Source organism: Streptomyces sp. NBC_00247, from assembly GCF_036188265.1.
Lineage (GTDB): Bacteria > Actinomycetota > Actinomycetes > Streptomycetales > Streptomycetaceae > Streptomyces.
Map to the genome: position 1 here is coordinate 6109019 of NZ_CP108093.1, position 17549 is coordinate 6126567.

14 protein-coding genes and 2 tRNA genes are annotated in these 17549 nt (G+C 72.2%); 12 read left to right on the plus strand and 4 right to left on the minus strand.

The window, feature by feature from the left end; genetic code table 11:
- Nucleotides 1-160: 160 nt before the first annotated feature.
- Nucleotides 161-733 carry a CGNR zinc finger domain-containing protein gene (locus tag OHT52_RS26655; protein ID WP_328722720.1) on the minus strand — a complete coding sequence of 191 codons (573 nt, stop codon included), beginning with the start codon at nt 731-733 and terminating at the stop codon, nt 161-163.
- Nucleotides 734-1124: 391 nt separating this feature from the next.
- On the minus strand, nt 1125-1538 hold the full coding sequence (locus tag OHT52_RS26660; protein ID WP_003959770.1) for an SsgA family sporulation/cell division regulator: 414 nt from the start codon (nt 1536-1538) through the stop codon (nt 1125-1127).
- A gap of 190 nt (nt 1539-1728) precedes the next feature.
- Here OHT52_RS26660 and OHT52_RS26665 point away from each other — a divergent pair, with 190 nt between their 5' ends.
- The 7 genes from OHT52_RS26665 (at nt 1729) to OHT52_RS26695 (ending at nt 9235) form a co-directional block, all read left to right on the plus strand.
- Nucleotides 1729-2184 (plus strand): TIGR02611 family protein, encoded by a 456-nt coding sequence (locus OHT52_RS26665; protein WP_328722721.1) that lies wholly within the window; start codon nt 1729-1731, stop codon nt 2182-2184.
- Between the two features lie 54 nt (nt 2185-2238).
- Nucleotides 2239-2310, plus strand: a tRNA-Val gene (locus OHT52_RS26670).
- 329 nt (nt 2311-2639) lie between these two features.
- Entirely contained in the window at nt 2640-3908 is a 1269-nt protein-coding gene (locus OHT52_RS26675; protein WP_328722722.1) for an ABC transporter substrate-binding protein, read from the plus strand.
- Between the two features lie 11 nt (nt 3909-3919).
- Complete coding sequence (locus tag OHT52_RS26680; RefSeq protein WP_328722723.1) at nt 3920-4891, plus strand: carbohydrate ABC transporter permease; 972 nt, start codon at nt 3920-3922, stop codon at nt 4889-4891.
- Nucleotides 4888-5748: a carbohydrate ABC transporter permease gene (locus tag OHT52_RS26685; RefSeq protein ID WP_328722724.1), complete on the plus strand. Its 861-nt coding sequence runs from the start codon at nt 4888-4890 to the stop codon at nt 5746-5748. Before OHT52_RS26680 ends, OHT52_RS26685 begins: the two co-directional genes overlap by 4 nt.
- Nucleotides 5749-5755: 7 nt before the next feature.
- Entirely contained in the window at nt 5756-6370 is a 615-nt protein-coding gene (locus OHT52_RS26690; protein ID WP_328722725.1) for a hypothetical protein, read from the plus strand.
- Between the two features lie 114 nt (nt 6371-6484).
- Nucleotides 6485-9235: an exo-rhamnogalacturonan lyase family protein gene (locus OHT52_RS26695; RefSeq protein WP_328722726.1), complete on the plus strand. Its 2751-nt coding sequence runs from the start codon at nt 6485-6487 to the stop codon at nt 9233-9235.
- A gap of 68 nt (nt 9236-9303) precedes the next feature.
- Here OHT52_RS26695 and OHT52_RS26700 read toward each other — a convergent pair whose 3' ends face one another.
- Entirely contained in the window at nt 9304-11790 is a 2487-nt protein-coding gene (locus tag OHT52_RS26700) for an SCO7613 C-terminal domain-containing membrane protein (RefSeq protein WP_328722727.1), read from the minus strand.
- Nucleotides 11791-11896: 106 nt separating this feature from the next.
- Between OHT52_RS26700 and OHT52_RS26705 the strand changes: the two genes are divergently transcribed.
- A complete protein-coding gene (locus tag OHT52_RS26705; RefSeq protein ID WP_328722728.1) occupies nt 11897-12343 on the plus strand; it encodes an SRPBCC family protein in 447 nt (148 codons plus the stop codon).
- A gap of 39 nt (nt 12344-12382) precedes the next feature.
- A tRNA-Val gene (locus OHT52_RS26710) sits at nt 12383-12454 on the plus strand.
- 102 nt (nt 12455-12556) lie between these two features.
- Here the strand turns inward: OHT52_RS26710 and OHT52_RS26715 are convergent.
- Nucleotides 12557-13288: a 3'-5' exonuclease gene (locus OHT52_RS26715; protein WP_328722729.1), complete on the minus strand. Its 732-nt coding sequence runs from the start codon at nt 13286-13288 to the stop codon at nt 12557-12559.
- Nucleotides 13289-13502: 214 nt separating this feature from the next.
- On the opposite strand from OHT52_RS26715, the gene OHT52_RS26720 reads away from it, so the two are divergent.
- The 3 genes from OHT52_RS26720 to thrS all read left to right on the plus strand — a co-directional run bounded on the left by OHT52_RS26720 (nt 13503) and on the right by thrS (nt 17527).
- Nucleotides 13503-14099, plus strand: a complete 597-nt coding sequence (locus OHT52_RS26720; protein ID WP_328722730.1) for a DUF4365 domain-containing protein — start codon at nt 13503-13505, stop codon at nt 14097-14099.
- Nucleotides 14099-15406, plus strand: a complete 1308-nt coding sequence (locus tag OHT52_RS26725; protein WP_328722731.1) for a hypothetical protein — start codon at nt 14099-14101, stop codon at nt 15404-15406. The genes OHT52_RS26720 and OHT52_RS26725 overlap by 1 nt, the downstream gene beginning before the upstream one ends.
- A 144-nt stretch (nt 15407-15550) precedes the next feature.
- A complete protein-coding gene (gene thrS / locus OHT52_RS26730; protein ID WP_328722732.1) occupies nt 15551-17527 on the plus strand; it encodes a threonine--tRNA ligase in 1977 nt (658 codons plus the stop codon).
- Nucleotides 17528-17549: the final 22 nt, after the last annotated feature.

Below are 17549 nucleotides of genomic sequence, written 5' to 3' on the forward strand. Positions count from 1 at the left end.
CGGTGACGCCCCACGGACCGCGACGCCCGGTGGGCCGGGGGTGCGCGCACCCCTGCCCCTGGTATGTCCGCTCCCGGCGGGCCGGAGCGCCGGGAGCGGACCGCCCGCCGCGTCCGGCGCCGGCACCCGGACCGGCGACGGGCCACGCCCGCGGGCCCGCTCAGCCGGTCGCTTCCTTGCGCCGGGCCCGGTACGCGGCGACATGGAGGCGGTTGCCGCAGGTGCGGCTGGAGCAGTAGCGGCGCGAGCGGTTGCGCGAGAGGTCGACGAACGCCCGGCCGCAGTCCGGGGCCTCGCAGCGGCGCAGCCGTTCCTGCTCACCCGTGACCACGATGAACGCCAGCGCCATGCCGCAGTCGGCCGCCAGGTGGTCGGCGATCGAGGCACCCGGCGCGAAGTAGTGGATGTGCCAGTCGTACCCGTCGTGGTCGGTCAGCTGCGGAGTGGTGCCCGCGGCGGCGACCAGCTGGTTGACGAGATCGGCCGCGCCCCGGGCGTCCGTGGCCGCGAAGACCGCCGCGAACTTCGCGCGTACGTCCCACACCGCCCGCAGGTCCTTCTCGCCGAGCCGGTCGACTCCGCTGACGCGATGGTGCGCCGCGAAGGTGTGGAGCTCCGTCGTCCCGGCGATCTTGTCCGAGGGGCCGCCGTCGGGCGCCCCGCTCTCCGGGGCGGTGTTCACCAGATCGACCACCGTGTCGAGGGCGATGCGGGTGTCGTGTGGGATCAGCACGCTTGGCTCCCTGGCCTCCGGCGGGCGCCGCGCCCGCAGATGCGGGCAGACTCTACTGGCTCGCACCGCCCGCACAGGGGCCGGGACCGCCGCGGTGGCCGACACCGCCCCCGGAAGCCCGGAAGCCCGGAAGCCCGGAAGCCCGGAAGCCCGGAAGCCCGGAAGCCCGGAAGCCCGGAGCCCGGAGCCCGGAGCCGGCGCGCCGGGGAGGGGACCCGGGGCCGTGATCCGTACGCGGACACCCGCCGGCGCGCCGTCCGCGGCGGGCAGACGCACCGGCGCCGCCACCGCGGTGGGTTCCGCGGTGACGGCGCCGGTGTCCGCCCTATGAGGTTGTCCGCGCGACGCCGTCTCCCCGAGTCGGACGGCGCCCCGCAGTTCGTTGCCTGGCTCAGCTCTCGGCCAGGATGTGTGAGAGCTCGGTGTCGAGGTCGAAGTGACGATGCTCGGTGCCCGGCGGAACCGCGGCGTCGGTCCTCTTCAGGAACGACTCCAGGGCCCGCGCCGGGGCTTCGAGCAGGGCCTCTCCCTCCGGAGAGCTCAGTGCGATGCAGACGACGCCTTGGCCGTGACTACGAGATGGCCAGACGCGGACGTCTCCGGTGCCGGTGGGCCGGTGCAGCCCCTCGGCAAGGAGGTCACGGGCGAAAACCCACTCGACCGTCTCCTCCGCTCCGGTGTGGAAGGTGGCGTGCACGGCATAGGGATCGGCCGTGTCATACCGCAGGCCCGCGGGTACAGGCAGTGAGGACTCGCTCGACACAACGAGGCGCAGGTGCAGCTCGCAGCTGACCGTGGTGTTCATAAGCGCCAGGGCCTTTCGCTCAGTGTGCGCTCGGGGATTCGCACGTCGGCGAAATCGACATGCCACCTACGGTGGCGTTGTAAACCCCTCTGACCGTTTTGTGATTCTTTGGGTCCCTCGTACAGCGGTGTGTAACTTTCCGTCATGCACCCATTCCAGTGACGGAGAGCGGTCGGGTAGGTTGAGCTCCATGAATGCGCAGAGTGACGAGCGGGGCGGGGTCGCGCGGGTCGCGGAGCCGGATTCCGTGACGGGGGACGGGGCGGGTCCGGAGCGTGAGCTGGGGTCACGGGCCCCGGCGTTCATCAAGGCGTCGAAGCCTCTCCACGTGAGCTGGCAGGTGGGCGTCTTCGCCGTGGGCCTCGCCGTCGTGGCGGCGGGAGTCGCGATGCTGGTACTGCCCGGACCCGGGTGGTTCGTGATCTTCGGAGGCATGGCGATCTGGGCGACCGAGTTCGTCTGGGCGCAGCTCGTGCTCCGCTGGACCCGGCGGAAGGTCACCGAGGCGGCGCAGAAGGCGCTCGATCCCAAGGTGCGCCGCCGCAACATCCTCCTGACCGCGGCCGGCCTGGTGATCGTCGCGGTACTGGGGGCGGTCTACCTCTGGCGGTTCGGCCTCAGCCTGCCGTGGAACGTCAGCGAGTGAGGGCGGGGTGGTCCAGGAGCACCGCTGACATGCGGTAATGTTTGCGGTGCGCCCGGGCGATTAGCTCAGTGGGAGAGCGCTTCGTTCACACCGAAGAGGTCACTGGTTCGAACCCAGTATCGCCCACCCGGACGGAAGGCCCGAGAGACCGCAAGGTCTCTCGGGCCTTCCGCGTCGTGGCGCCTCACCGCCCCGGCCGCGTGGTTCCTGCCGTCGTCGTGGTGCTTCGGGGATCCGCCCCCCGTGCGGCCTCCGGTTCCGTGCCCCACCCCTGTCCGCTTCCCGGGGAGTCCGGCCCGTCCGGGTGTTCCGCCACCCGCCGGTGAAGCGCTTCGACTGATCCTGTCACAACCGTTGACGTTGTCGTGTTCACTCCATAATTTGTCGGCAAGCGCTTTCTTGAACGATTCAATCTACCGAGGCAGGGGTGCGGCCTGTCCGGGATGGGGTGTGTCATGACGTCTTGGCGAAGTGCCCGGGGACTGCGTGAGGCAGGCGTGTCCGTGGTGGCGCTGGGGCTTCTCGCCACCGGCTGCGGGGGCGACGGCGGAGCGGGGGCCGGCGGCAAGGTGGAGATCCGCTACTCCTGGTGGGGCGGTCAGGAGCGGGCCACCCTGATCAACAAGACGATCGCCCTGTTCGAGAAGAAGTACCCGGACATCGAGGTGAAGACCGACTTCCAGGACTACGAGAACTTCTGGAAGAAGTTCAATACGCAGGCCTCCGCCGGCAACGCCCCCGACGTCTTCCAGAACTCCGTGGCATTCCTCCGCAAGTACGACGACAAGCGGGTGCTGCTCGACCTCCATGCGCAGGTCGAGGCCGGGAACCTCAGTATGGAGCACTTCCGGGCCGGGCTGGAGAAGGCCGGTGAGATCGACGGGAAGCTCGTCGGTGTCCCGGTCGGCGGCAACACCTTCGCCCTGATCTACAACCCCGCCGAGTACAAGAAGATAGGGGTCACCCCCGCCGAGGGATGGACCTGGGACGAGTACGAGGCGGCCACCGAGAAGATCAGCAAGGGCGGTCTGCCCGGGGACAGCGGCGGCGGCGGGATCATGTACCTCTACGACCTGGTCCTGCGTCAGCACGACAAGGCGTTCTTCACCGAGGACGCGAAGCTCGGCTTCACCGAGTCCGACCTCAGGGACTGGTGGAACAAGAACTACGCCCGTACGAAGGCCGGCGTCCTGACCGATCCGAAGAAGATCGAGCAGGCCAAGCCCACCTCGGGGCTGTCGAAGGACCTCTCCGCCGGCGAGTTCACCTGGGACAACTTCCTGGTCCGCTACACCTCCGAGACCAAGACCCCGCTGGCCATCGCGCCCGTGCCCACGACCGACGGCAAGCGCACCGGGCAGTACATCTCCTCGCTGATGCTCAGTGGCTCCGCCCGCACCAAGCACCCCAAGGAGGTGGCCACCTTCATCGACTTCATGGTCCACGACCCCGAGGTCGGCAAGATCATGGGCTACGACCGGGGCGTCCTCGCCACCGAGGAGCAGTTCGACGCCTACGAGCCCACCGGTGTCTCCGCGCAGATCGCCGCGTACGAGAAGCAGATCGCCGACAACGTCGAGCCGATCACCCCGCATCCGGCGGGCGCCGACATCGTCGAAGCCGCCTTCCTGCGCATCGGCGCCGACGTGTTCCTCGGCACGACCTCGGTGGACGACGGTACGAAGCAGTTCTTCTCCGAGGCGAAGACCGCGCTCGGCTCCTGAGGGGAACGGCGATGACCGACATCCGAACCGCCCCCGCGCCGTCACCGCCCGACGGGGGCTCCGCGCCCCGCAAGGCCCCCGCCGCCCCCGCGCGGCGGCGGGCCCGCGGGGAGAACCTCGCCGGCTACCTGTTCATGTCCCCGTGGATCGTCGGCTTCCTGCTGCTGACCGCGGGCCCCATGCTCGCCTCGCTCTATCTGGCGTTCACCGACTACAACCTCTTCGACAGCCCCCGTTTCGTCGGGTTCGAGAACTTCACCGAGATGTTCTCGGACCCCCGCTGGCGCAAGTCGGTCGAGGTCACCACCTCCTACGTCCTGGTGGGCACCCCGCTGAAACTGGCGGCGGCGCTCGCGGTCGCCCTGCTGCTCAACAAGGAGCGGCGCGGCCAGGGCTTCTACCGGGCCGCGTTCTACGCGCCCTCGCTCGTCGGCGCGAGCGTCTCCGTCGCCATCGTGTGGCGCGCGCTCTTCTCCGACGACGCCGTCGTGGACCGTTCGCTCCAGGTCTTCGGCGTGCACCTCGGTGGCTGGATCGGCGACCCGGACATGGTGATCTACGCCCTGGTGGCGCTCACCGTGTGGCAGTTCGGCGCCCCCATGGTCATCTTCCTGGCCGGTCTCCAGCAGGTGCCGCGCGAGCTGTACGAGGCGGCGCAGATGGACGGAGCGAGCGCCTGGCGGCGGTTCTGTTCCATCACCCTGCCGATGATCTCCCCGGTGCTCTTCTTCAACCTGCTGCTGGAGACCATCCACTCCTTCCAGATCTTCGCCTCGGCGTACGTCGTCACCAACAGCAAGTGCGGTCCGGCCGACGCCGGACTCGTCTACACCTGCTACCTGTACGAACAGGGCTGGACCAATCTCCGGATGGGCTACGCCTCCGCCATGGCCTGGATGCTGCTCGTCTCGGTCGGCCTGGTCACGGCCGTGCTGTTCTGGTCCCAGCGGCGCTGGGTCCACTACGAGGAGGACGTCCGATGAGCGCGCTCATCCACCCGGCGCGGCGCCGCTCGGCGCGCTCGGTGCTCTGGCACGTCGGCGCGCTGGTGGTCCTCGCGCTCGTGCTCTACCCGCTGTTCTGGGTGCTCGGCAGCTCGCTGAAACCCAACGAGGACATCGTCGGCGGACTCGAACTCTTCCCCACCCAGCCGGTGTTCGAGCACTACCGGAAACTGATGGACGGCATCGCCGACATCCCCGTGTCGACCTTCTTCGTCAACTCGCTGGTACTGGCCTTCGGTTCGGTGGCCGGAGTGCTGTTCTCCTGCTCGCTCGCCGCCTACGCCTTCGCCCGCATCGACTTCCGGGGCCGCAACCTGCTCTTCTCGCTGATGATCGGCACCCTCCTGCTGCCGTACCACGTACTGATCATTCCGCAGTACGTGCTCTTCCAGAAGATGGAACTCATCAACACCTACGTGCCGTTGCTGCTGGGGAAGTACCTGGCGACCGACGCGTTCTTCGTCTTCCTGATGATGCAGTTCATGCGGAACCTGCCCCGCGAACTCGACGAGGCGGCCAGACTCGACGGCTGCGGGCACCCCCGGATCTACTGGCACATCATGCTGCCGCTCTGCCGGCCCGCCCTCATCACCAGCTCGATCTTCACCTTCATCTGGTCCTGGAACGACTTCCTGGGCCCGCTCCTCTACCTCAACGAGCCGGACAAGTACCCCGTCTCCATGGGGCTGAAGATGTTCATCGACCAGGACAGCGCGGCGGACTACGGCGGAATGGTCGCCATGTCGGTCCTCGCCCTGCTGCCCGTACTCGCCTTCTTCCTCGCCTTCCAGCGGTACCTGGTCGAAGGCGCGGCCACCTCCGGGCTGAAGGGCTGACCGGGCCATGAGCGCACCCGCCACCACCCGCGTCCGCGCGCGCACCCGCCCCGCAGCCGTGCGCCGCCGCACCGAGCGGCTCGCCCGCTTCGCGCTCTTCGCCGAATGCCTGCTCACCGGGGTCTGGATCGCCCTCGCCGCACTGCCCCTGGTCACCCTCGTGCCCGCCTTCGCGGCGGGCTGCGCCCACCTGCGGCGGCAGACCGAGGACAGGCGCGGCGGACTCAGGGAGTTCACCGGCGATCTGCGGGAGGCGGTACGTACCGGGCCGCTGGTCTCCCCGCTGACGGGGGCGGCCCTCGTCCTGCTCGCCCTCGACCTGCGGATCGCCCGGTCGGGGCTGCTGCCCGGCGGTCGCCTCCTCGCGGCGGTGAGCGCCCTTTGCGCCCTCGCCCTGGCCGTCGCGGTGCTGCGCACTGCCGCTGCCTGGCGGCCCGGCGCGCGCTGGGTCCCACTCCTGCGCGCGGCGGTCCGCCGTACCGCGACCGACCCCGCCGGCTCCCTGCTCCTCGTGGGCGGGTTCGCCGCCGTCGCCCTCACCGCCTGGCAGCTGCCCCCGCTAGCCGTACCCGCCCTGGGCGCACTCGCCGCCGCGGCGGTCGTCACCGACCGCCGCCGCTGATCCCCCGTCCACACCCCCGGGGCGCGGCGCGTGCCCCGGGGCGATCCGCCCTGCCCGTTTTGCACCGGCACAAGCGCACACGAACCGAGTCCCCCCACGAGAACTGGAGTCGTGATGTCCCCGATCCCCCGTCGCACCATGCTCAAGGCCGCAGCCGTCGTCGGTGCCGCCACCTCACTGCCCTCGGCCGTGCTCACCGGCGCGCCACGGGCCGAAGCGGCCACGCCCGCCGCCGGGGAGGGCGGGGAGCCGGTCGAGATCGGCTGGCTGGAGGAGGGCGGGCTCGGCGCGGCCCCCGGCACGACGTTCGGGGTGCCCTGGCCGAAGGGGCGGTACCCGGCCGACCAGAAGTTCGCGCTCGCCACCGCGGAGGGCAAGGGTGTCCCCGTGCAGAGCTGGACCACCGCCACCTGGCCGGACGGCTCCCTCAAGTGGAGCGCCCACGCCGTCGGACCGGAGGCGGCCGGCGCCAGGAGGTTCGCCCTCTCCGCCGGAGAGCCCACCGACCCCGGGGCGAGGGTCACCGTCAGCAGTTCCGGTGGCGTCATCACCGTCTCGACCGGCGTCGTCACGGCGAAGATCGGGAAGACCGGCTCCTCGCTGGTGAAGTCACTGGTGCGCGGCGGCACCGAGATCGCCAAGGACGGCAGGCTGGTCCTGATCCGCCAGGGCGAGATCGAGGACGGCGACCAGGGCAGGGAGACGTACGAACGCTTCGAGAGCGCCGTCGCCGCGGCCGAGGTCGAACAGGCGGGCCCGCTGCGCGCCGTCGTCCGCGTCGACGGCAAGCACCGGCGCGGCTCGCGCTCCTGGATGCCTTTCTCCGTCCGGTTCTACTTCCACGCGGGCGCCGAGTCGTTCCGCATGGTCCACACCATCACCTTCGACGGCACGCAGGAACCCGGAAAGGCCAGTGGCGACTTCGTCCGGGGCCTCGGCATCCGCTTCACCGTCCCTATGCGCGACGAGGCCTACGACCGCCACGTCCGGCTCGGCGGCGAGGGCACCGGCATGCTCCGCGAGGCCGTCAAGGGCATCACCGGACTGCGCCGCGACCCCGGAGCCGCCGTCCGGGCCGCCCAGTTCGAGGGGGTACGCCTCCCCGACCCCGCCACCTGGGACCAGCGGGTCACCAGCCGCCTCCACCTGATCCCCACCTGGGGCGACTACACCCTCGGCCAGCTCTCGGCGGACGGGTTCACCGTGCGCAAGCGCACCGCGAAGGGGCACGGCTGGATCGCGGCCGGCGGCGGACGCCGTGCCTCCGGCTTCGGTTACGTGGGCGGCGCGAGCGGCGGACTCGCCTTCGGGCTGCGGGACTTCTGGGAGAAGTTCCCCGCCCAGCTCGACATCAGGGGCGCCGACACGGACGAGGCGGAGGTGACCGTCTGGCTCTGGTCGCCCGAGGCACAGCCCATGGACCTGCGCTTCTATCACGACGGCCTCGGCATGGACACGTACACCGAGCAACTGGACGGGCTGGAGATCACCTACGAGGACTACGAGAGCGGCTTCGGCACCCCGTACGGCATCGCCCGCACCAGCGAACTCCTCTTCTGGGTGCACGACTCCACCCCCGGCGCCGAGACGCTGGCCCGGCAGGCCGCGGCCGTCCGCACCCTCCCCCAACTGGTCGCCCCGCCCTCCCAGCTCATCGGCGCGGGCGTCTTCGGCGGGCTCTTCGCCGAGCCGGACCGCTCCACCCCGGCGAAGGCAGGCATCGAGGACCACCTCGACTTCCTCTTCTCGTACTACCGGGACCAGGTCGAGATGCGGCGCTGGTACGGCTTCTGGGACTACGGCGACGTCATGCACACGTACGACCCTTCCCGGCACCAGTGGCGGTACGACGTCGGCGGCTACGCCTGGGACAACTCCGAACTCTCCACCGACCTCTGGCTCTGGTACGCCTATCTGCGCTCCGGCCGCGCCGACATCTTCCGCTTCGCCGAGACGATGACCCGCCACACCGGCGAGGTCGACGTCTACCACCTCGGCCAGTGGGCCGGGCTCGGCACCCGCCACGGCATCCAGCACTACGCGGACAGCGCCAAGCAGCAGCGCATCGCCAACACCACCTACCGGCGCTTCTACTACTTCCTCACCGCCGACGAGCGGGTCGGCGACCTGATGCGCGCCAACGTCGACTCCGACGAGACCTTCCTCGTGCTCGATCCGCAGCGCAAGGTCCGCACCGACGTGTACACCCCCGACCGGCACGCGCTCTCCATCGGCTTCGGCACCGACTGGAGCGGGCTCGTCTCCGCCTGGCTCACCGAGTGGGAGCGCGGCGGCCCGCAGGCGGCGAAGGCCAAGGACCGGGTCCTCGGCACCATGGAGACGATCGCCGCCCAGCCCAACGGCTTCGTCCAGGGCAGCGGACTCTACGACCTCGACACCGGCCGGTTCGCGATCGCCGCGCAGCCGGTCGTGAGCGTCTCCCACCTGTCGGGCGTCTTCGGGCTGGGCGAACTCTGCGCCGAACTCATCGCGCTGGTCGACATGCCGGCGTTCGAGGAGGCGTACCTCGACTACTGCCGGTACTTCAACGCCACCAAGGCGGAGCAGGCCGCCCGTTACGGCTCCGACTTCGGCAGCATCAGCCTCTTCCAGGGCCACTCCCGCATGGACGCCTACGCCGCCGTGCGGACCGGCGACGCGAAGTTCGCCGCCCGCGCCTGGGAGAAGTTCCTGCGGGGCGACGGATACAAGGAGTCCGCGCCCTGGAAGACCGAGGAGGTGAGCGGGCCCCTCGCCACCGTCGCGGGCACCGAGGCCGCCTGGGTGTCCACCAACGACACCGCCCTCTACGGGCTCGCCGCCATCGAGAACCTGGCCCTCGTCGGCGACCGCCTGCCCGGCTGACCGCCCGCTTTGCCCCGCCCGCCCTGCCCCTCCCGTGGCCGGGGCGGGCAGGGCGGGACCGGGGATTCTCACCTCATCCGGCCCAGCGCCTCCCGTACCCGCCGGGCGTCCCGCAGCCGCTTCTCGTACGTCGCACCCACCGCGAGCAGGAGCGCCCCGGCCCCCGCAGGCACCAGCCACCTCGGCAGGGCCCCCACCACCTGCACCACGTACGGGGCGAGTTCGTGCAGGCCGAGCAGGGCCAGCACCGAGCCGCCGAGGAACAGCGGAGCCCGCAGCCGCCCCCGGGCCCCGGCCAGCGTGACCGCGAGGGCCGCGAGCCCCAGCAGCAGCGGACGCGTCCACCCCGGGTCTCCCCAGGCCGCCACCAGGCTCGGCACCAGCGTGACCGCGAGCCCCGGCCCGTACGCCGTCCAGGAGGAGGCCGCGGGGTCGCGGCGCCGCCGCAGCACCCCGACCACCAGGGCCGGCACCGTCATCGGCAGGGTGTACGCCTCGGGGGCGGTCACCTCCGAGGCCGCCAGCCGTACCCAGGTCGCCAGCACGAACAGCGCCGGCGCGAGCGCGCCCGCCGCCTTCCGGCGCTCCGGCCGCACCGCCGCACCGGCCGCCAGCACCCCGGACAGCCCCAGCACCAGGGCGAGCGACGCGGGATCCGTGACCGCCAGGCCCACCGCCACCAGCGCGCCGAAGGCCCCGGTCAGCTCCACCGGCACCGCCACCGGACGGCGCCGGAGCACCCCGCCGAGCAGCACCGTGACCGCCGGGCCGACCAGCAGCAACGGCGCCCCGCGCGGGGCGGAGAGTCCCAGTGACCCGACCGCCGCGACGGTCAGCCCGATCCCGCCCAGGACGGCGGCGGAGGCGGCCACCGAGCGCGCCGGGCGGTCCGGCAGCCTGATCGCCGTCGCGGCGAACAGCACGGTGAGCGCCGCGACCACGGCGTACGTCGCCACCTGGGAAGCCAGCGACAGCGCTGTCACGCTCACCGCCCCCGCCAGCGCGCAGCCCAGCGCGGCGGAACCGGCGGCCGACCGGGCCGATCGCCGCGAGGAGCGCACCCGCAGCTCCAGCGCACCGGCGACCAGCAGGGTCTCCAGGACCGCTCCGGCCGCGTACGGGACGTCCGCGACCGCCGCCGTGACCAGCAGCGCGCCGCCCGTCAGCGCAGGCACGGCCACCGGGGCCACGCCGCGCCACCAGACCCCCGCCGCCCGCGCACCGGCCGGGCCCTCCGTGTCCCCGCCCCCGGCGAGCTCCACCGCCCACCGGCGGGCCGCCGCTCCCAGCGCGGCCACCACCGCCAGGACCACCGGCGCGGCCAGCGTCCACGGCCAGTCGGCCGGCCCGCCGAGCGCGGCCCGCAAGCCCTCCGGAGCGCCCTGCCACACCCGCGTACCCGCCGACAGCGGAGCGGCCAGGGCCACGGCCACCCAGGGCGCCGCCCAGAGCAGCGACCCCGCGACCACGACCGCCACCGACGCGGCCACCCCTCGTCCGGCCGCCGTGCGGACCGACAGGATCCGCACCACCGTCAGGAGCGCGATCCCCGCGAGCAGGTACGCCACCACGGCCCACTCCTGCGGCAGCGCGGACCGCACCACCCCGCCGGCGCCCGCCACCCCGGCGAGCCCGCCGACGAGTCCGCAGGCCGTCGCGAGCCCGGCCGGCGCCCACCGTGCGGCGAGCAGCGCGGCGGCCCCCGCGACCACCAGCAGCGCCCCCGGGGCGAGCGCTCCGGCCGGGCCGCCGGCCGCCAACGAGAGCGCCAGGGCCGCCAGCAGCGCGCCCGAGCCGGTTGCCGCCAGGCAGACCAGGGCGGTGATCCGCACCCCGGTCCGGCCCGACCGGGCCGCCCGGACCGAGACCACCCCGTCCAGCACCGCCGTGACCAGCAGCGCCCAGCCGAAGGTGAGGGCCGGGGCGCCGGTGGCCGAACAGGCGAGGACCAACGGCAGCTGCCCCGCCACCACCGCCGCCGGGAGCGGCAGGACCGGCCGGCCGGGCGTCAGGCCGTAGACCGCCCAGAGCGTGGCCAGGGCGGCCGAGGCCACGGCGGCGAAGGCCGTGCCGTCGGTGCCGGGGAGAGCCACCGCGTGGAGGGCGTAGGCGTCGAGGAGGGTCAGGACGAGTCCGAAGGCGCCCAGTGCCTCGGCCGTGGCCCGCAGTCCGCGCCGCCGCAGCACGAGGGGGACGGCGAGGGCGGCCGCCGTCACGGTGGCCAGCACCGCCGAACGGCCGCCGATGCCCATCGCGCCCCAGCTGAACAGCGTGAAGGCGATGGCGGCGACCGCGAGAAGCAGCCCGCCGAGGGCGAGGAGGACGTTCTGCGCGCCGTGTCCGGACGGCGCCCGGGGCGGGACGTGCGGGCCGAACGCCGGCGGCGGGGGAGCGAAGGCGGTGTCCGCGCGCGCGAAACCGGTGCGGGCCTGGGCGCGCAGGACCTCCACCAGCCAGGCGCGGCGGTGGAGCAACTGCGCCCGGCGGGCGTCCAGACGGGCCAGTTCGGAGTCGAGGAGCGCCAATTCCCTGTCGGGCGGCGGGACATGTTCCATGTCCGGAGTGTCGGGTCCGGGGGCGGGCGCGTACATGTGTTCAGGTACTCACTTCTCGGAGTGAGTACCTGGGGTGACCGGCCCCCGGAGCGAGCAGACTGGCCCCATGAATCCGAACCACTACCGGTTCACGAGCTCGTGGAACCTCTCCGCGCCGCCCGCCGCCGTCCTCGCGGTGCTGGAGAAGGGCGAGGAGTACCCGCTCTGGTGGCCGCAGGTCCGCGAGGTGGTCCAGGTGGACGCGACCACGGGACGGGCGCGCTTCCGTTCCGTCCTGCCGTACGACCTGGTCGTCTCCGTGCACCGGGCGCGCCGCGATCCGGCGGCCGGGGCCCTCGAAGTGTCCATGACCGGCGATCTGGAGGGCTGGGCCCGCTGGACCGTCACCGGGAGGGGCGACGGCAGCCACGTGCGGTACGAGCAGGAAGTCGAGGTCCGCAAGCGGCTGATGCGGCTGCTGGCGCCGGTCGCCCGGCCGGTCTTCCGGGCGAACCACGCTCTGATGATGCGCGCCGCACGGCGCGGGCTCATCGCCCGGCTCGGCGCCATTTGAACGAAGCCCGCCCGGCCCTGTAGTGTTCAACCCGTTCCCGGGCGATTAGCTCAGTGGGAGAGCGCTTCGTTCACACCGAAGAGGTCACTGGTTCGAACCCAGTATCGCCCACCGGGGAAAGCCGGTCCGTCAGCACCCTTGACGGACCGGCTTTCGTGCGTCCGAGGCCGCGTCGTGGGGCGCGGGCCTACCCTGGTCCGCGCGCCGTACCGTTCACGCGGCGGCGGCCACCTCCGGGCGCGGACGCAGCGGCCACGCGGGATCGACCGGCTCGGGAGTGCCGCTCCGGGCGAACCAGGCCTCCAGCCCACGGGCCTGCGCCGCGTGCCAGGCCACCTGGAGCGTGTGCAGCTCCGACGGGCTCAGCCGCTCCAGCCGCGCGGTGAACCGCCTGCCCACGGCGCGTACCAGCTCCATCGAGGCGGCCGCGTCCGCCGCCGCGTCGTGGGCACCGTCCAGCACCACCCCGTACAGCTCGCAGAGGTCGGTCAGGGTACGGCGGCCCTTGCGGTAGCGGTCCAGGTGCTTGTCGAGCACCCGGGGGTCGATCACGCACAGGGGTACGTGCTCCAGGTAACCCGCGAGCGAGGACGCCCGGTGCCGCTTCAACTCGCGGTCCAGCAGGGTCAGGTCGAAGGGCGCGTTCATGACGACCAGCGGGCGGCCGGTCGCGCACTGCTCCGCGAGCGACCGTGCTATCTCCTCCACCACCGGAGCGGGCCACCGGCCGTTGCGCTGGAGGTGGTCGTCGGTGAGGCCATGGATTCCCGTCGCCTCCGGCGGCACCGGAATCCCCGGATTGATCAGCCAGCGGGTCACCCGGGCCCGCCCGCCGGCGGTGTCCTGGACGACCAGGGCGGCCGAGACGATCCGGTCCTCCTCGACGTCGACCCCCGTCGTCTCCGTGTCGAACGCGGCCAGCGGCCCCTCGAACCAGTGCATCATCCCCGAACTCCTCGCACCCGCACGGCAGATGGCGTGATTCCCCTGCCCGATATCGGTGATACCCGCGCTGTTTGCCTGATACGCCGTTTGCGGGCCGTCTCCTTCGGTGACAACACTTCTGACAGGCGCGGGAGTTGACCGGACAGCAGCCGTGCGCCCGTCGATCCACGTCAACGACCCGAGAACCGCACAGCCCGGAAGGCGTTACGGAGCCATGGCGCTCGCGCAGCCCGACCCGGGGAGCACCGCACGCGCCGCGGACCGCGGAGAAGGTCTGCCGGCCCGGCGGACCGCGCCCCTGCGGGGCACCCTCGCCACCACCGCCTGCATGGAGACCCTCCAGGTGGGGTATCTCCACGCCGTGGCGGCCGCGGCCGGCTGTTCCCTCTCCCAGCCGTTTCCCGACAACGGCGTCGACTGGCACCTCAGCCACGGCGCACCGGCCCACACCGTCGACGACGAAGTGACCGTCAAGGTGCAGCTCAAGTCCACCTACCAGCTCCCGCCGCACCCCCGGGGCGGGACGTTCCCCTTCACCCTCGACAACGCCCACCTCGTGAAACTCGCCCGGACACCCGTGTCCGTGCACCGGATCCTGGTCGTGATGATCGTGCCGCGCGCCCAGGACGACTGGCTGCGGGCCGGACACGACCGGCTCGACCTGCGGCACTGCTGCTACTGGATCAACCTGGCCGGCCACCCGGTGACCGGCCGGCTCAGGACAACCGTGCGCATCCCGACCTCCCGGATCTTCGACGACCGGGCGCTCTGCGAGATCATGGCCCGGGTCGGGGCGGGAGGGAGACCCTGATGCACCGGTCGATGGACGAACCCGTCGGCGGGGGAGCGGAGCCGGACACCCGGGCCCATCCGGCCGAGGTCCCGGAGCCGGACCCGCGAGCGGCACGGGCGAGGCGGACGGCCCCGGACCGGGGCGCGTCCGACGCCCTGCCGGACCCCGCGGCCGTGGACCCCGCAGTCCTCGGCGCGCTCCTCGCCCGCCACGGGTGGTGCCTGCGCGGAGGGGCCGCCGGGCGCTACACCCGGTGGACCCCGCCCGGACCGGCCGGCGGGCCCGCCAGCCTGCTGGTGCCCGCCACCGCGGCCTTCTCCGACACCGAGGACCTGCTCGCGGAGGCGCTCGCGGCCCTCGCCCGCAGCGCGGAACCCTCCGCACGGGACGTCCTCGTCGCCCTCGCCGTGCCCAGCGACGAGGTCCGCTGGTGGCGCGAGGTCCCCGAGGAGACCGCGGCCGCCGCCGGGGCCGCCGGCGCGGTGGGCTGGGGCGAGGCGGAGGCGCTGCGCTCGGCGGCCCTGCGCGTCCTGCTGGCCGGCTCCCTCGCCGTACGCGGCCCCGCGGGCCATCACGGCGCCCGCCACCGCAGACGGGCCCGGGCGGCGCTGGACGACGTGTTGATCGGCCCGGCCCCGGGCGGACGCCGGCTCACCGCCTTCCTCCCGGTCGCCTCCGGCCGCGCCGTCGTCGGCCGGCTCTACCGGGCGCTGCACGCCGCTCGCGAGGCCGTCGACTACCAGCGCGCCACCGGCGGTATGGAGGCCTTCGACGCCGCGGTCCCCGCCGGTGTCAGCCGCGAACTGACCGAGGCCCTGGTCGCCCTGGTCCGGGGCTCGGAGGGCGCCAGGATCACCGTCGACTGGGCGCCCTCGTGCGGCGCGCCCGGCAACTGCCCGGACCGCCCCGAACCCGTCGACTTCTCCCCCGGCGATCTCCCCGCGCTCCGGCTGGCCGGCACCCGCTACCGCCGGGAGGAGCCGTCCGTCCCGGTCCGGATCACCGGCGCCGTCGTGCGGATGCGCCGCTCGGGGCCGCGCGGCCCCGGAAGCGTACGGTTGCGCGTCCTCGCGGGCGCCGAGGTCGCGCACGTACGGGTCGAGCTGGACGAGGAGGCGTACCGCATCGCCGGCCACGCCCATCTCGTCGGACTGCCGCTCCGGGTGGAGGGCCTGCTGGAGAGCCGGGGCGGTTTCCGGCGGCTCACCGGCGCCACCCAGGTCGCTCCCGTCCAGGTCGACGAGGCGGAGCGCGACCGGCTGATGAAGGCGCTCCAGGAGAACCTGGACTGGTTCGAAGAGGCGTGCGCGGGCGACGAGGAGTAGCTTGCGGACCGGCCGCAGCCGCGGAGCGCGGGGCCCTCGCCGGTCACCCGTGAAGAACGCAATGTGAATTAGGCTGCCCGGCTCGGTACGATCCTTGGTGCACGCGCAAGCAATGCGGTGCGCCCCCTGAGTCAGGAGAGACCGGTGTCAGACGTCCGTGTGATCATCCATCGCGATTCCGAGCGGGAAGAGCACGTGGTGACGACGGGCACGACGGCCGCCGAGCTCTTCCCCGGTCAGCGCTCGGTCGTGGCCGCCCGCGTCGACGGCGAGCTGCGCGACCTCGCGCACGTCCTCACGGACGGTGCGACCGTCCAGCCCGTGGAGATCTCCTCCGAGGACGGCCTCAACATCCTGCGCCACTCCACCGCGCACGTGATGGCCCAGGCCGTCCAGGAGCTCTTCCCCGAGGCCAAGCTCGGCATCGGCCCGCCGGTCAAGGACGGCTTCTACTACGACTTCGACGTCGAGAAGCCGTTCACGCCCGAGGATCTCAAGGCCATCGAGAAGAAGATGCAGGAGATCCAGAAGCGTGGCCAGCGGTTCTCCCGCCGTGTCGTCACCGACGAGGCGGCCCGCGAGGAGCTGGCCGCCGAGCCGTACAAGCTGGAGCTCATCGGCATCAAGGGCTCGGCCTCGTCCGACGACGGCGCCGACGTCGAGGTGGGCGGCGGCGAGCTGACCATCTACGACAACCTGGACGCCAAGACCGGCGACCTGTGCTGGAAGGACCTCTGCCGCGGTCCGCACCTGCCGACCACCCGGTTCATCCCGGCCTTCAAGCTGATGCGCAACGCCGCCGCGTACTGGCGCGGCAGCGAGAAGAACCCGATGCTCCAGCGCATCTACGGCACCGCGTGGCCCACCAAGGAAGAGCTCAAGGCGCACCTGGAGTTCCTGGAGGAGGCCGCCAAGCGCGACCACCGCAAGCTCGGCAACGAGCTCGACCTCTTCTCCTTCCCCGACGAGATCGGCCCCGGCCTCGCCGTCTTCCACCCCAAGGGCGGCGTCATCCGCCGGGCCATGGAGGACTACTCGCGGCGCCGCCACGAGGAGGAGGGCTACGAGTTCGTCTACAGCCCGCACGCCACCAAGGGCAAGCTCTTCGAGAAGTCCGGCCACCTGGACTGGTACGCCGACGGCATGTACCCCCCCATGCAGCTCGACGACGGGGTGGACTACTACCTCAAGCCGATGAACTGCCCGATGCACAACCTGATCTTCGACGCACGCGGCCGTTCCTACCGTGAACTCCCGCTGCGCCTCTTCGAGTTCGGCACGGTCTACCGTTACGAGAAGTCCGGCGTGGTGCACGGCCTGACCCGCTCGCGCGGATTCACCCAGGACGACGCGCACATCTACTGCACCAAGGAGCAGATGGCGGAGGAGCTGGACCGCACGCTCACCTTCGTGCTGAACCTGCTCCGCGACTACGGCCTGAACGACTTCTACCTGGAGCTCTCCACCAAGGACCCGGAGAAGTTCGTCGGCTCCGACGAGATCTGGGAAGAGGCCACCGAGACGCTGCGCCAGGTCGCCGAGAAGCAGGGCCTCCCGCTCGTCCCGGACCCGGGCGGCGCCGCCTTCTACGGCCCTAAGATCTCCGTGCAGTGCAAGGACGCCATCGGCCGCACCTGGCAGATGTCGACCGTGCAGCTCGACTTCAACCTGCCGGAGCGCTTCGAGCTGGAGTACACCGGCCCGGAGGGCACCAAGCAGCGCCCGGTCATGATCCACCGCGCCCTGTTCGGTTCCATCGAGCGCTTCTTCGCGGTGCTCCTGGAGCACTACGCGGGCGCCTTCCCGGTCTGGCTCGCGCCCGTCCAGGCGGTCGGCATCCCGATCGGCGACGCCCACATCCCGTACCTCCAGGAGTTCGCCGCCACGGCGCGCAAGCAGGGGCTGCGGGTCGACGTGGACGCCTCCTCGGACCGGATGCAGAAGAAGATCCGCAACCAGCAGAAGGCCAAGGTCCCCTTCATGATCATCGCGGGCGACGAGGACATGGCCAACGGCGCCGTCTCCTTCCGCTACCGCGACGGTTCGCAGGAGAACGGCATCCCGGTCGACGAGGCCATCGCCAAGATCGCCAAGGCCGTCGAGGACCGCGTCCAGGTCTGATCCCGGCACGGCACGAGTACGG